The sequence below is a fragment of the Methyloversatilis discipulorum genome (assembly GCF_018780585.1).
GTDB lineage: Bacteria > Pseudomonadota > Gammaproteobacteria > Burkholderiales > Rhodocyclaceae > Methyloversatilis > Methyloversatilis discipulorum_B.
The window spans coordinates 1-13,475 of sequence record NZ_JADMJL010000015.1 but is presented as its reverse complement, the minus strand read 5'-3'; the positions used below and the strand labels follow the sequence as shown (position 1 = coordinate 13,475).

Below are 13,475 nucleotides of genomic sequence, written 5' to 3'. Positions count from 1 at the left end.
TACCGGTCATGTTCATCCGTTCTGGCCCGCGGACTGTGCGCCCGCCTGCTTCACCAGCCGTGATATGCCCTGCGCATCGGCCGCGGACAGCGGTGCGTACAGCGCGCCCATGCCGGCCGCCAGCGACTGCGCTGACGGATGTGGCCGCGGCGAGGTGTCGATGAACAGCGTGCGCAGTGCCGACGCGCGCACCCGCCGCGCCGCCGCCTGCGCGTCCTGCTCGGCGCGGGCACGGCCGCCCAGACCGTCGCGCGCGACATTGCCGCGGCCGTCGGTGAGCAGCACCAGGGTCGGCGTGTCGCCCTGCCGGCGCAACGCGTCGGCCAGGCTCCAGCCGGCTTCGATGCCGGCGGCCAGCGGTGTGCCACCGCCACCGGGCAGGCCGGCCAGACTGCGTTTGGCGCGCACCAGTGAACGGGTCGGCGGCAACAGCAGTTCGGCACGCGTGCCGCGGAAGGCGATGACGGCCACGCGATCGCGCCGCACGTAGCAGTCGGCCAGCAGCAGTTCGACCGCGCCCTTGGCTTCGCCCAGCCGGTGCAGCGCCGACGAGCCGGAGGCGTCGACGACGAAGATGGTGGTGGTCTGCGTGCGCTGCCGGTAACGGACGATGCGGAAGTCCTCCGGTCGCACCGCCACCCGCGTCGCCGGCATGCCCTGGCGTCGGCGCAGCACCTGCCACGGCGCCGCCGCACGCAGCGTGTCGATGACACTGAGCCGCAGCCCGCCGCCCGGTCGCCCCTTGCGCACGCCGACCGGCCGTCCGCGCTGGCCGTTTCCGCGCAGCGCGCCGGAGCGCCCGGCGCTGCGCGCCCGCGGCAGACGACCGCCGGCCAGCCGGATGTGCGCCAGCAGGTCAGGGCTCAGCGCGGCGCGTACCGCGTCGAGCACGCGGTCTTCGAGCGGCTGTTGCAGATCGGCGGGCCTGTCGTCCTTCTGCTCGTCCCTCTGCTCGCCGCCCGCATCGCCCGGCGGCGGCGCAGCCTCGGCGGGCGTGCTGTCGGGGGGCTGATCGGGCGCGGCGGCCTCGGGTGACGCATCGGCGGGTGCCTCGGCGGCACTCGCCGGACATTGCGTCGCGCGCGGCGCCAGCACGAGCTGGGCGGCCAGCGTCACGTCCGGCTCGCCGACCTGGTCGCGCCCGTCCAGCGCGGCCGCGGCGCGGGCGGCGCGTACCGCGAGCATGAAGGCGCGCAGCGAATCGACCCCGAAGGCCTGTGCCGCTGCACCGAGCGACTGGATCACCACCGGCGACACGCTGACCGTCGGCAGGCGCGCACGCGCGGCGGCGATGTGTCCGGCATCGAAGGGCAGTTGCGGGCAGTCGCCGGCACGCAGGCCTTCGAGGTCGACGATGCAGGCCAGCCGATCGCACAGCGCGGCCGGCAGGTTCTCGTCGTCGCCCTGTGCCTCGTCCAGCGCGATCACCCCGAACTCGGCCGCCTCGCGCGCTTCCATGCCGTCGCGCAGCATCACCACGACGCCCTCGTCCATCACCGCGGTCAGCCTCGCCGCGGCGGCCGAACTGATGCGCTCGGCCATCGCCAGCAGCACGACACCGCCGTGCGCCTCGACCAGCAGGCCGCGCTCGGCCACCGGTCGGCCGGCGCGCAGCGTGGCCGCGAGATCGAGCCCGCCGAGCAGGCGGGCATCGGGGGCATCGAGCGGAATGCGGCGCAGCGGCGTGCCGGGCGGCAGCAGCGCGCGCAGTTGCGCCAGCCAGGCGTCACGCGCCGGGCCCGCCTGGGCGCGCAGCCGCACGCCGCCACATCCGGCCGGATCGAGCGCGCACAGCGCGGCCGGCAGCAGTGCGCGCAGCCAGCGCGCCATCGTGTCGTCAGTCTGCATCGGTGCCCCGCTCATGCCGGCAGCAGCTCATCGACCGCGCGCGCCACGCGCACGCCGGAGCCGGATTCGTCCAGTGGATCGCGGCGCAGCCGGTGGCGCAGCGCCGACGGCGCGATCCGTCGCAAGTGCGCGTCGCCGACCTCGTCGTCGCCGTCGTAGGCGGCCAGTGCGCGCGCCGCGCGCACCAGCGTCAGTTCGCCGCGCAGGCCGTCGGTGCTGAGCTGCATGCACAGCCGGGCCGCCTGTTCGAGCGCCGCATCCGGCACCCGTACGGCGGGCAGGCGCTCGCGCGCACCGACGATGCGACGACGCAGCTTGGCGTCGCGTCCGGACCACTGCGCACAGAAGCCGGCGCGGTCGCGCTCGAAGGCGTCGCGCCGCTTCACGACATCGACGCGGGTCGGCAGGTCGGTCGGCGTGCTCACCTCGACCGACAGGCCGAAACGGTCCAGCAGCTGCGGCCGCAGCTCGCCCTCTTCCGGGTTGCCGCTGCCGACGAGCACGAAGCGCGCGGGGTGACGCACGCTGAGGCCTTCGCGCTCGACCACGTTCTCGCCGGAAGCGGCCACGTCGATCAGCAGATCGACCAGGTGGTCTTCCAGCAGATTGACCTCGTCGACATAGAGGAAGCCGCGATGGGCGCGCGCCAGCAGTCCGGGTTCGAAAGCCTTCTCGCCGCGGGTCAGCGCGCGTTCGAGATCGAGAGCGCCGACCACGCGGTCCTCGGTGGCGCCGAGCGGCAGATCGACCACCGGCACCGGCACCAGCCGCGCGCGTCGCGATGCGGCGGCGGCGGAACAGACCGGGCAGACCGAAGCCACCTCGTCCGGGTCGCACTGGTAGGCGCAGCCCTCGACCGCGCGCATCTTCGGCAGCAGTGCCGCCAGTGCGCGCACGGCCGTCGACTTGCCGGTGCCGCGGTCGCCGAACACGAGCACACCGCCGATGGACGGATCGACCGCCGACAGCAGGATGGCCTGCTTCATTTCGTCCTGGCCGACGATGGCCGAAAACGGGAAGGCTTGCGACATGGCGCACCTCGCGCGGAAGTCGGGCGCCATGGAAGATCGATGGCACATCCGATAGCGTCACTTTATGCTGACACTATCGGATGTGTCTACAGATTGACGCTACACGGTGTGCTCAGCTTTCGTCGCGCGGCCAGCGCGGTACCGACCAGCCGGTCATCACCGCCAGCAGCCGCAGGCCGGCGATCAGCGCGACCGAGACGGCCAGCGACAGCAGCGGTGTCACCGCCAGCGCGTCCATGCCGAGGTAGAGCCAGGCACCGACGAAGGCGCACAGGGCATAGGGCCGGTGGTCGTGGAACACGTTCGGCACCTCGTTGCAGATGACGTCGCGCATGACGCCGCCGAGCACGCCGGTGACGACACCCATCATGACCGACACGAAGAGCGGCATGCCCATCTGGTGCGCCAGGCTGACGCCGGTGACCGAAAACAGACCGAGGCCCAGCGCGTCGGGAATCAGCATCGCGCGCTCGGTGACGATTTCGCGGTGCTTGTGCAGCCAGGGCGCCGCCACCAGGGTGAGCACGAAGATGAGCCACACATAGCCCTGGTGCTCGACCCAGAAGAAGGGCCGGCGGTCGAGCAGCACGTCGCGCACCGTGCCACCGCCGAAAGCGGTGATGAAGGCCACGGCGAACACACCGACCACGTCCATGCGGCGGCGCGCCGCTTCGATCATGCCGGACACGGCAAAGGCGAGCGTGGCGGCGAACTCGATCGCCGAAATGAGCAGCTGGAATCTGGGCATGCGGCGATTGTAGGCGCCGCTGGCGGTTTCAGCCTCGCCGGGCCTCGAACACGTTGGCGCCGGCCGGCGTCACGAAGGATTCGAGAAAGCGGGTGCGCTGGAAGTCGGCGACGGTCGGCGGATGTGCGCGACAGGGCGCCTGCAGGAAGGGCGTGTACATATAGACGGACATTTCCGGCGATTCGAAATGGACCCGGACCGACGACGTGCGCGCCGCATCGAACTCCGGCGGCAGACCGATCTGCGCCACCAGCGTGTAGGCGATCAGCCTGTCCTTCCACGCCATCGCCACCAGCCTGTCGTGCAGTATTTCGTACTGCATGTAGTGCGGCAGCGCGTAGTTTGCGGGATCGGACTCCAGCGGATGGACAAAACCGGCCGGACAGACGTAGCTGCCGAAGGGCCACACCGTGCCGAAGCGCCGCAGGCGTTCGCGCGCCTGCCGGTTGCTGCGGTCCAGCAGTTCAAGCAGTTCGAACTCGGCGAGCGGGGAATCGGGCTTGAACAGGGGAAGCGCCATGGTGAAACGGGGGCCGAAGAAGATGACCGTTCCAGTCTATGCCGACGCCGCGCGCCGACATGCCCAACGCATCACGCTGATACAAATCGGCGCGAGCAGACGCCACATCGTTGTTTCGAACGGGGAAATTGCCTGATCGGGCTCAGGTATTCGGCTGATTGCCGCAGCGCTGGCGCGCTGCGTATAAGTCGGCCCAGTCCCCTCGCGTTTGCCCTGCCCGGAGCCGCCATCGTGAATGCGCACAGCCGACAACGCCAGCTTCGCCGCCTGCTCACGCTGCGCGCCACCCTATGCATCGGGCTGCTGACCGCAGCGCTGGCCGGCAGCCTGCTGTCCGGGCTGATGCTGCTGCATGCGCTGGATGGCGCCTCGACCGGGGCGGCTGCCGTGGCGCTGGCCACGCTGCTGGCGGTCGCCGGGGTCGGCGTGCGACTTTCGTACTGGCTCTGGGTACCGACGCCGGACTGCACGGGCATCGTGCTGCCGGACGCGCTGGCGCCCGGCTTCCGCCGGCGCATCGACCGCCTGTGTGCGCGGCTCGGCGCACGCCGCATCGATCGCGTGCTGGCCACGCCGGAGGTGAACGCGGCCGTCGTGTGTCGCCCGGCTTTCGGTCTGTTCGGCCCGATGCGCACGACGCTGCTGCTGGGCATACCCCTGGCCCACTGCCTGACGCCGCAGCAACTGTCGGCGGTGCTGGCGCACGAACTGGCTCACCTGTCGGCGCAGCGCGGCCGCCGCGGCGCCTGGGCCGCCCATCTGCGCACCTGGTGGCTGCGCTGTTTCGACCGCATCGACGAGGACGACGGCGCGCTGGCGCGCGCCGCCCGCCGTGTGTTCGCGCGCACCGCACGGACTGATCTCGAACAGTCCGTGCAGTTGTCGCGACTGGACGAATTCGAGGCCGACGCACTCGCTGCCCGCGCGGTCGGCGCGCCGGCGCTGGCCGGCGCCCTGATCGATCTGGCGATGAAGGACCGCTTCCTGACCGAGAACTACTGGACCAAGGTGATGGAACAGGCGCGCAGCAAACGCCGGCCGCGCATCCGCCCTTTCCGCGAAATGGGCCTCGGCATGCAGGTGGGCTTCGTGCGCGACGACGCGCTGGCCGATCTGGACCATCTGCTCGGCGCACGCGCCGACACCGCCGCCTTCGACACCCACCCGGCGCTGGCCGAACGCCTGGCGGCGCTGGATATCGACCACGCGGACGGCCTGCCCGACGCGGCCGACGGCCCGAGCGCAGCCGAGCACTACTTCGCCGACCTGCTGCCGACGCTGTCACTGGCCTTCGACCGCATGTGGTGGCTGGCCTCGTCGCGCGACTGGCGGCAGCAGTACCGCAGCGCGCGCGCCGATCGCCGCTGAGTCAGCGGATCCCGACTCAGCAGATCCCGCGTCAACAGATTCTTTCCCACAGGCTGGTCTCGTCGCCCAGTCGTTCCAGTTCAGCGCCCTTGAAGTCGCCGCGCGACACGATGCCGACGATCACCCCGTTGTCGACCACCGGCAGATGGCGGAAGCCGCGATCGTTCATTTCGCGCAGCGCGTCGATTGAGGTCTGGTCCGGCGCAATCGTGTGCGGCTCCGGCGTCATCGCCTCGGCCAGCGTCATGGCCGGCGCGTGATGCCCCTCGGCCAGCATGCGTACCGCGTCGCGGCCGGTGAAGATGCCGACCAGCTTCTGCTTGTCGTCGACCACCAGTACCGCCCCCGTCCCCTTCTCGTGCATCAGCCGGCAGGCATGGCTGACCGTGTCCTTCCGCTGCAGCAACAGCGGTTCCCTGTTCTTGATGATGAAGGCGATGTAGCGCTTTTCCATGATGTCTCCTGAAATGCCCGGGGCGAGTCCCCTTTGAATCTAGCCGCCGGCCGGTCGGTCGTCTTGAGCAGGATCAGGCGGGCGCGCCTTGACTGTGCCGCTGCGCCGACCGGAACAGCCGGCAACACGACGGGGAGGCGGACGACGACACGCTCTACACTGAGGCCCCGTCGCATCGATTGACTTCGCAATGCCCCGCTTCGCCCCGCCCCCGCGCACCACCGGCTATCTCGCCGCTGCCGGTACCGTCGCCATCTGGACCGGCTTCATCCTGGTGTCCCGCTACGGCGGCAAGAGCCCGCTGACCGCGTGGGACACGCTGGCGCTGCGCCTGGGCACGGCCGCACTGTTGCTGCTGCCTTTCGCCGGCAGCCTGCCGCGCGGCGCCTGGCGCGACGCGCAATTGTGGACGCTGACCCTGCTCGGCGGCCTCATCTACGGCCTGTTCGTGTTCGCCGCCTTCAAGTACGCACCGGCCGCGCACGGCGCCATCCTGCTGCCGGGCATGCAGCCCTTCCTGGTCGCCGCGGCCGCCTGGTGGGTGCTCGGCTCGCGACCGGGTGCCGGGCGCATGGTCGGCCTGGCCGGCATTGCGCTGGGCATTGCCTGCGTGGCGGTGCACTACTCTGCCGGCGGCCACGCATGGACACACGACATGCTGCTGGGCGACCTGCTGCTGCTCGGCGGCTCGGCCGCGTGGGCGCTGTACAGCGTGCTGGCGAAGAAATGGAAGCGCGACGCCTGGACGCTGACCCGCTTCGTCGCGCTCGGCTCGACCGCGCTCTACCTCCCGGTCTATCTGCTGTGGCTGCCCAAGGCGCTCGACCAGGTGCCGACCGGCATGCTGGTGCTGCAGGGTCTCTACCAGGGCGCCGGCGTCACCATCGTGGCGATGATGCTGTTCCTGAAGGCGGTGCATGAGCTGGGCGCCGAACGCACCGGCGCGCTGGTGGCGCTGGTGCCGGTACTGGCCGGCGTCGCCGCGGCGCCGCTGCTCGACGAACCGCTGTCCGGCTGGCTGGTCGCCGGCCTGATCTGCGTGTCGGCGGGCGCCTTCGTCGCCGCGCGGCCCGGGCGGGCGACGGCGCGCTGAAAAAAAACGGCGCACCCGCAGGCGCGCCGTTTTTCTGTCCGGACTGACCGTTCGTGTCAGAACGGGATGTCGTCGTCCATGCCGCCGAAGCCACCGGACGAGGACGGCGGTGCCGACTGCGGCGCGGGAGCCGGCCGGCTGGGCGCCTGACGCGGCGCGGACTGGCGCGGTGCCTGATCGAAATCGTCGCCACCGCCGTAACCACCACCGCCACCGCCGCCGTAGCTTTCACCGCCACCGCCGCCACCCGAGCCCTGACGACTGCCCAGCATCTGCATCTGCTCGGCGCGGATTTCGGTGGTGTAGCGGTCCTGACCTTCCTTGTCCTGCCACTTGCGGGTGCGCAGGCTGCCCTCGACATAGACGGCCGAGCCCTTGCGCAGGTACTGGCCGGCGATCTCGGCCAGGCGGCCGTAGAAGGACACGCGATGCCACTCCGTCTGTTCCTTCTTCTCGCCGGTAGCCTTGTCCTTCCAGCTGTCGGTGGTCGCCACCGTGATGTTGCAGATCGCGTCGCCGTTTGGCGCGTAGCGGGTTTCCGGATCGCGGCCCAGGTTGCCGACGATGATGACCTTGTTTACTGAAGCCATGATTTTCCTCCCGCGAGATTCGTGTATTTCGTTTCTGACAGAGGCGCTACGCACCGGACGGGCGCTGCGCCATTATTCCATATGAATTTCAGGCAACGACCGGCGCATCGAGCAGCCGGCGTACGCCCTCTTCGTCCCACAGTTCCAGATTCACCTTCAGATACGCCATCCGGCGCTCCCGTTCTACGCTGGCTTCCCTGACACCCGGCAGTTCGAGCAGGCGCTCGCGCAGCCACTCGATGTCGACATGATCGCCGATCGCGTACTCGCGCAGTGCAACCACCGGCGGCGCTTGCATGCTGCGTGCCCACAGCCACCAGGCGATGGCCAGCGCAATGCAGAAGCCGAACACGCCAGCGGCGCCGAAACGCAGCGCGATCGCCCCGCCGATGGCGCTGCCGGTGGCGGCGCCGATGGACTGCGCTGTATTGAACACACCGAGCGCCGCACCCTTGGCCGCCGGCGGCGCGATGCGCGACACCAGCGAGGGCAGCAGCGCCTCCAGCAGGTTGAAGGCGATGAAGAACACGAACAGCCCTCCGACCAGCACCCACATCAGGTCGACCTGCGCCAGGAAGATGAACTGCGAAACGATCAGCGTGACGATGGACGCCAGGAACACCGACTTAACGCGCGCCCGCTTTTCGGCCCAGACGATGGCCGGCACCATGACGACGAAACTGGCCAGCACGATGGGCAGGTAGAGCGTCCAGTGTTCGGCCACCGGCACGCCCATCACTTCGACCAGCGCCAGCGGCACCATCAGGAACATGGCCATCTGCACCATGTGCACGGTGAACATGCCGAAGTTGAGGCGCATCAGCTGACGGTCGGCGATCACCCGCGCAAACGGCGTCGGCTGCACCACCGGCGCGTGGTCCGGGTCGGGCACCACCTTGAGCAGCACCGGAATCGCGGTCAGTGCCAGCACGGCGATGAACAGGAACATGCCATCCATGCCCACCCAGCCGTAAAGCGCCGGCGACAGCACCAGAGAACCGGCGAACACGAGGCCGATGGTCGAACCGATCATCGCCATCACCTTGGTGCGGTGCTGGTCGCGCACCAGATCGGCGGCAAGCGCGGTCACCGCGGCGGAAATGGCGCCGGTACCCTGCAGGATGCGCGCCGCGATCATCCAGTGGATGTCCGGCGCCCACATCGCCATCAGGCTGCCCGCCGCGTACAGCAGCAGACCGACGACGATGACCGGCTTGCGACCGAAGCGGTCGGAGGCAATGCCGAACGGAATCTGCATGAAGGCCTGGGCGAGACCGAACACGCCGAAGGCCAGCCCGGCCATGAAGATGTTGTCGCCGCCGGGCAGCGTCCGCGCGAACACCGAAAACACCGGCAGCACGAGGAACAGGCCGAGCATGCGCAAGGCGAGAATGAATGCGAGCGCCACGCCCGCACGCCATTCGGTGCGGGTCATGCGGTCTGAAATAGGGGAAGTCATGGCGGGACGGCGAAGGAACCGCCGAATTCTAGCAAAGCCGCGGCCACTGCCACGGCCTCTCCGTCACCGCCGCCCGGTTTCAGCGGCACCAGGACGGCCGGCGGGGCTCAGGTCGCTCGGTCTGGCACTGCCACTGGACCGCGCCGCTGACGTCATCCAGCGAGGGCACGAAGGCCAGCGCGTCGTCCTGGCCGCCGGGCCGGCCCAGCGGCGTCACGATCACCGTACCGCCCTCGCGCATGTCCACGCTTGCCACCGCCTGCAGCGCCTGTACCGCCGGCACGCGGTCGAGCGCGGACAACAGGGTGTTCGCCTGTTCCAGCGTGGCCGCCTCGGTCTGCAGGTGCTGCAGCAGCGTGCCGGCGGCCGCATCGACCTGCGCCAGGCGGGCACGCTTCACGTAGTCCTCGTACTGCGGAATGGCGATGGCGGCCATCACGCCGACGAGCGCGACCAGCATGATCAGGCCGCCGCCGCCGCCAATCCCGGGAAAGCGCGGCACGAACAGCGCCAGCAGCTTGGCGCGCAGGCTGCGTCGCGGCACCCGCAGTTCGCGGCCGGACGACAGCGCGCGCAGCGCCAGCATGCGCTTGGACAGCCAGGGGTAGTCCGAGGTCAGCTCGTTGAACGACATCCAGAAGCCACCGCTTTCGGCGCTCTGACCGATGAAGGTGTCGCTGTTCAGCGTCATCCACCGGCGCGATCCACCCACCACGACCGCCAGCGCGCGTTCGGCATCCTCCGGCTTCGGGCACAGCGCAAGACCATAACGGTCGCAGGTGTATTCCTGGGCGCGGCGGTAGGCGGCACCGATCAAAGGCAGGAAGGCCGACGGCCAGAGAAAGACCGAACGCAGCAGGCCGGTGTGCTTGCGGTGGATGTGCGCCAGTTCGTGTCCGATGTAGAAATCCAGTGAATCCGGACGCTCCTCCAGCGCATCGACGATGGGCGAGAACAGCACGACGTAGTGGCGGCCCAGGAATTTGGCCGCCAGCGCGTTCAGGATGCCGTCGGACTGGATCAGGTAGCACTCGGGCAGTTCGCGTATGCCCAGCCGGTCGCAGGCGCTGACGATGCGCGCGTGCAGGTCCGGAAACTGGTCCGGTCCGATGCGCGCTCCGTTGCCCTTCAGGTGGGTGATGAACCAGGAAAAGCCGAACAGGTAGAACAGCCCGCCGAACAGCAGGTAGACCAGCACCAGGCCGAAGGTGGCGACCAGGATGAGCACCCACAGCACTGCGGACAGCACGGCGTGAATTCGGAACAGCGTGTTCTCGCGCGGATAGGGCGCAACGGTCAGGATCTGCATGTCTGTTGTCATCGTTGTTGGAGGGAGACGGCGAGCGGCACGCTAATCAATACGCATGCGCGACGCAAGTGCGTGCAGCCCGACCTGTGCAGCCGCTCGCAATTCGACGGGAAATGGGGTCTCATACCCGGTTTGCCCTGCCCCCGGCCGGACCATGGACTGGATACGCATACGCGGTGCGCGCACCCACAATCTGAAGAACATCAACATCGACATTCCGCGCGACCGCCTGACGGTGATCACCGGGCTGTCCGGCTCGGGCAAGAGCTCGCTCGCCTTCGACACGCTGTACGCCGAGGGCCAGCGCCGATACGTCGAGTCGCTGTCGGCCTACGCGCGCCAGTTCCTGCAGCTGATGGAAAAGCCGGACGTGGACCTGATCGAGGGCCTGTCGCCGGCGATCTCGATCGAACAGAAGGCGACCAGCCACAACCCGCGCTCCACCGTCGGCACGGTGACCGAAATCCACGACTACCTGCGCCTGCTTTTTGCCCGCGTGGGCACGCCGCACTGCCCTGAGCATGGCGCACCGCTGGCCGCACAGAGCGTGTCGCAGATGGTCGACGCGGTGCTGGCGATGCCGGAAGAGAGCAAGGTGGCCATCCTTGCTCCGGTGGTGAGCGAGCGCAAGGGCGAACAGGTCGAGCTCATTTCCGACCTGCGCTCGCGCGGCTTCGTGCGCGTGCGGCTGGACGGCGCGCTGATGGACATCGACAAGCTGCCCAAGCTGGACAAGAACATCAAGCACTCGATCGACGTCGTCGTCGACCGCCTGAAGGTGCGCGCCGACGCCCGCCAGCGGCTGGCGGAATCGATCGAGACCGCGCTGCAGCAGGCGGAAGGCCGCGCCATCGCGCTGGACATGGACAGCGGCGCCGAACAGCTCTTCTCCGCCCGCTTCGCCTGCCCGGTGTGCGGCCACAGCGTGGCCGAGCTGGAGCCGCGGCTGTTTTCGTTCAATAACCCGGCCGGCGCCTGCACCAGTTGCGACGGCCTGGGCATGGTCACCTTCTTCGACCCGGCGCGCATCGTCGCCCACCCGCACCTGTCGCTCGCCTCCGGCGCGATCCGCGGCTGGGACCGGCGCAACCAGTTCTATTTCCAGCTGCTGTCCAGCCTCGCCACCTTCTACAAGTTCGACGTCGATACGCCGTGGGAGCAGCTCGACGCGAAGCTGCAGGACATCGTGCTCAGCGGTTCCGGGCGTGACCGCATCCCCTTCCGCTACCTGTCGGAATCCGGCCGCACCACGGTGCGCGAGCACACCTTCGAGGGCGTGGTGCCGAACCTGGAGCGGCGCTACCGCGAAACCGATTCGGTCGTCGTGCGCGAGGAACTGGGCAAGTACCGCAACACCAAGGTGTGCCCGGACTGCCAGGGCACGCGGCTGCGCTCGGACGCGCGCCACGTGAAGGTCGGCGACCACACGCTGCCGCAGCTCGCTTCACTGCCGCTGCGCGCCTGTCAGCAGGTGTTCGAAGGGCTGGAACTGGATGGCGCGCGTGCCGCGATCGCCGCCCGCATCATGCGCGAGATCGCCGCCCGCCTCGGCTTCCTGATCGACGTCGGTCTCGACTACCTGAGCCTGGACCGCTCGGCCGAAACGCTGTCCGGCGGCGAGGCGCAGCGCATCCGGCTGGCCAGCCAGATCGGCTCCGGCCTGACCGGCGTCATGTACGTGCTGGACGAGCCGTCGATCGGCCTGCACCAGCGCGACAACGCGCGCCTGCTCGGCACGCTGAACAAGCTGCGCGACCTCGGCAACACGGTGGTCGTGGTCGAGCACGATCAGGAAGCGATCGAAATGGCCGATCACGTGGTCGACATGGGCCCGGGCGCCGGCCAGCACGGCGGCGAGGTGATCGCGCAGGGCACGCCGGCCGACATCGAGGCCTCCGAGGCCAGCCTGACCGGTGCCTACCTTTCCGGCCGCAAGCAGATCGAGGTGCCGAAGAAGCGCACCAAGCCGTCGGACGCCTGGCTGCACGTGCGCGGTGCACGCGGCAACAATCTGCGCGGCGCGGATGCGTCGATCCCGCTCGGACTGATCACCTGCGTGACCGGCGTGTCCGGCTCCGGCAAGTCCACGCTGATCAACGACACGCTGTACACCGCCGCCGCCCATCACCTGTACGGCTCGGCCGCGCTGCCGGCGGCGCACGACGCCATCGAAGGACTGGAGCAGTTCGACAAGGTGATCAATGTCGACCAGTCGCCGATCGGCCGCACGCCGCGCTCCAACCCGGCAACCTACACCGGCCTGCTGACGCCGATCCGCGAACTGTTCGCCGGCACGCCGGAGGCGCGCTCGCGCGGCTACGGCCCCGGCCGCTTCTCGTTCAACGTGAAGGGCGGCCGCTGCGAGGCCTGCCAGGGCGACGGCCTGGTGCGCGTCGAAATGCACTTCCTGCCCGACGTGTTCGTGCCCTGCGACGTGTGCAACGGAAAGCGCTACAACCGCGAAACGCTGGACATCCGCTACAAGGGCAAGACCATCCACGACGTGCTCAGCATGACCGTGAACGAAGCACGCGGCTTCTTCGACGCCGTACCCACGGTCGCCCGCAAGCTGGAAACGCTGGTCGAGGTGGGCCTCGGCTACATCGGCCTGGGCCAAAGTGCGACCACGCTGTCCGGCGGCGAGGCGCAGCGGGTGAAGCTGGCGCTGGAGCTGAGCAAGCGCGACACCGGCCGCACGCTCTACATTCTCGACGAGCCGACCACCGGCCTGCACTTCCACGACGTGGACATGCTGCTCGGCGTGCTCTACCGGCTGCGCGACGCCGGCAACACCATCGTCGTGATCGAGCACAACCTCGACGTGATCAAGACCGCCGACTGGATCATCGACCTCGGCCCCGAAGGCGGCGCCGGCGGCGGAGAGATCATCGCCACCGGCACGCCGGAGCAGGTCGCTGCGGAAGAGCGTTCATACACCGGGCACTACCTCGCGCCACTGCTGAAGCCACGGAAGGCGGCGTCGCGCAGGAAGTAGCGGCTTTCGTGGGAGATTCTATGTTCCGGCGCAAGCGTTTTCGTGCTGTTTCGGGACATA

At 69.2% G+C, this 13,475-nt stretch carries 11 protein-coding genes; 3 read left to right on the top strand and 8 right to left on the bottom strand.

Annotation, left to right across the window (positions count from 1 at the left end):
- Positions 1 to 12 precede the first annotated feature (12 nt).
- From IV112_RS05715 to IV112_RS05700, 4 genes are all read right to left on the bottom strand, one after another.
- The gene (locus tag IV112_RS05715) at positions 13 to 1,848 is read right to left on the bottom strand and encodes a magnesium chelatase subunit D (protein ID WP_304001721.1); all 1,836 of its coding nucleotides are present in this window, start codon (positions 1,846 to 1,848) and stop codon (positions 13 to 15) included.
- A gap of 11 nt (positions 1,849 to 1,859) precedes the next feature.
- A complete protein-coding gene (bchI, locus tag IV112_RS05710; protein WP_304001718.1) occupies positions 1,860 to 2,879 on the bottom strand; it encodes a magnesium chelatase ATPase subunit I in 1,020 nt (339 codons plus the stop codon).
- Between the two features lie 112 nt (positions 2,880 to 2,991).
- Positions 2,992 to 3,627 (bottom strand): trimeric intracellular cation channel family protein, encoded by a 636-nt coding sequence (locus tag IV112_RS05705; RefSeq protein WP_304001715.1) that lies wholly within the window; start codon positions 3,625 to 3,627, stop codon positions 2,992 to 2,994.
- Positions 3,628 to 3,655: 28 nt separating this feature from the next.
- The gene (locus IV112_RS05700; protein ID WP_304001712.1) at positions 3,656 to 4,147 is read right to left on the bottom strand and encodes a hypothetical protein; all 492 of its coding nucleotides are present in this window, start codon (positions 4,145 to 4,147) and stop codon (positions 3,656 to 3,658) included.
- Positions 4,148 to 4,378: 231 nt separating this feature from the next.
- On the opposite strand from IV112_RS05700, the gene IV112_RS05695 reads away from it, so the two are divergent.
- Positions 4,379 to 5,515, top strand: a complete 1,137-nt coding sequence (locus tag IV112_RS05695; protein WP_304001709.1) for a M48 family metallopeptidase — start codon at positions 4,379 to 4,381, stop codon at positions 5,513 to 5,515.
- A gap of 31 nt (positions 5,516 to 5,546) precedes the next feature.
- On the opposite strand, the gene IV112_RS05690 is transcribed toward IV112_RS05695, so the two are convergent.
- Positions 5,547 to 5,969, bottom strand: a complete 423-nt coding sequence (locus IV112_RS05690) for a CBS domain-containing protein (RefSeq protein ID WP_304001706.1) — start codon at positions 5,967 to 5,969, stop codon at positions 5,547 to 5,549.
- Positions 5,970 to 6,159: 190 nt separating this feature from the next.
- Here IV112_RS05690 and IV112_RS05685 point away from each other — a divergent pair, with 190 nt between their 5' ends.
- Positions 6,160 to 7,062: a DMT family transporter gene (locus IV112_RS05685; protein ID WP_304001704.1), complete on the top strand. Its 903-nt coding sequence runs from the start codon at positions 6,160 to 6,162 to the stop codon at positions 7,060 to 7,062.
- 56 nt (positions 7,063 to 7,118) lie between these two features.
- On the opposite strand, the gene ssb is transcribed toward IV112_RS05685, so the two are convergent.
- The 3 genes from ssb to IV112_RS05670 form a co-directional block, all read right to left on the bottom strand.
- On the bottom strand, positions 7,119 to 7,652 hold the full coding sequence (gene ssb / locus IV112_RS05680; protein WP_304001701.1) for a single-stranded DNA-binding protein: 534 nt from the start codon (positions 7,650 to 7,652) through the stop codon (positions 7,119 to 7,121).
- An 88-nt stretch (positions 7,653 to 7,740) separates the two neighbouring features.
- A complete protein-coding gene (locus tag IV112_RS05675; protein ID WP_020165709.1) occupies positions 7,741 to 9,087 on the bottom strand; it encodes an MFS transporter in 1,347 nt (448 codons plus the stop codon).
- A 103-nt stretch (positions 9,088 to 9,190) separates the two neighbouring features.
- Positions 9,191 to 10,420, bottom strand: coding sequence for a M48 family metalloprotease (locus tag IV112_RS05670; RefSeq protein WP_304001695.1), 1,230 nt, complete (start codon positions 10,418 to 10,420; stop codon positions 9,191 to 9,193).
- 154 nt (positions 10,421 to 10,574) lie between these two features.
- Between IV112_RS05670 and uvrA the strand changes: the two genes are divergently transcribed.
- Positions 10,575 to 13,415, top strand: a complete 2,841-nt coding sequence (gene uvrA, locus IV112_RS05665) for an excinuclease ABC subunit UvrA (protein WP_304001693.1) — start codon at positions 10,575 to 10,577, stop codon at positions 13,413 to 13,415.
- Positions 13,416 to 13,475: the final 60 nt, after the last annotated feature.

Coding starts and splice junctions, on each gene's coding strand:
- IV112_RS05715 (WP_304001721.1), bottom strand. CDS start 1,848: ATGCAGACTGACGACACGATGGCGCGCTGGCTGCGCGCACTGCTGCCG.
- bchI (WP_304001718.1), bottom strand. CDS start 2,879: ATGTCGCAAGCCTTCCCGTTTTCGGCCATCGTCGGCCAGGACGAAATG.
- IV112_RS05705 (WP_304001715.1), bottom strand. CDS start 3,627: ATGCCCAGATTCCAGCTGCTCATTTCGGCGATCGAGTTCGCCGCCACG.
- IV112_RS05700 (WP_304001712.1), bottom strand. CDS start 4,147: ATGGCGCTTCCCCTGTTCAAGCCCGATTCCCCGCTCGCCGAGTTCGAA.
- IV112_RS05690 (WP_304001706.1), bottom strand. CDS start 5,969: ATGGAAAAGCGCTACATCGCCTTCATCATCAAGAACAGGGAACCGCTG.
- IV112_RS05685 (WP_304001704.1), top strand. CDS start 6,160: ATGCCCCGCTTCGCCCCGCCCCCGCGCACCACCGGCTATCTCGCCGCT.
- ssb (WP_304001701.1), bottom strand. CDS start 7,652: ATGGCTTCAGTAAACAAGGTCATCATCGTCGGCAACCTGGGCCGCGAT.
- IV112_RS05675 (WP_020165709.1), bottom strand. CDS start 9,087: ATGACCCGCACCGAATGGCGTGCGGGCGTGGCGCTCGCATTCATTCTC.
- IV112_RS05670 (WP_304001695.1), bottom strand. CDS start 10,420: ATGCAGATCCTGACCGTTGCGCCCTATCCGCGCGAGAACACGCTGTTC.
- uvrA (WP_304001693.1), top strand. CDS start 10,575: ATGGACTGGATACGCATACGCGGTGCGCGCACCCACAATCTGAAGAAC.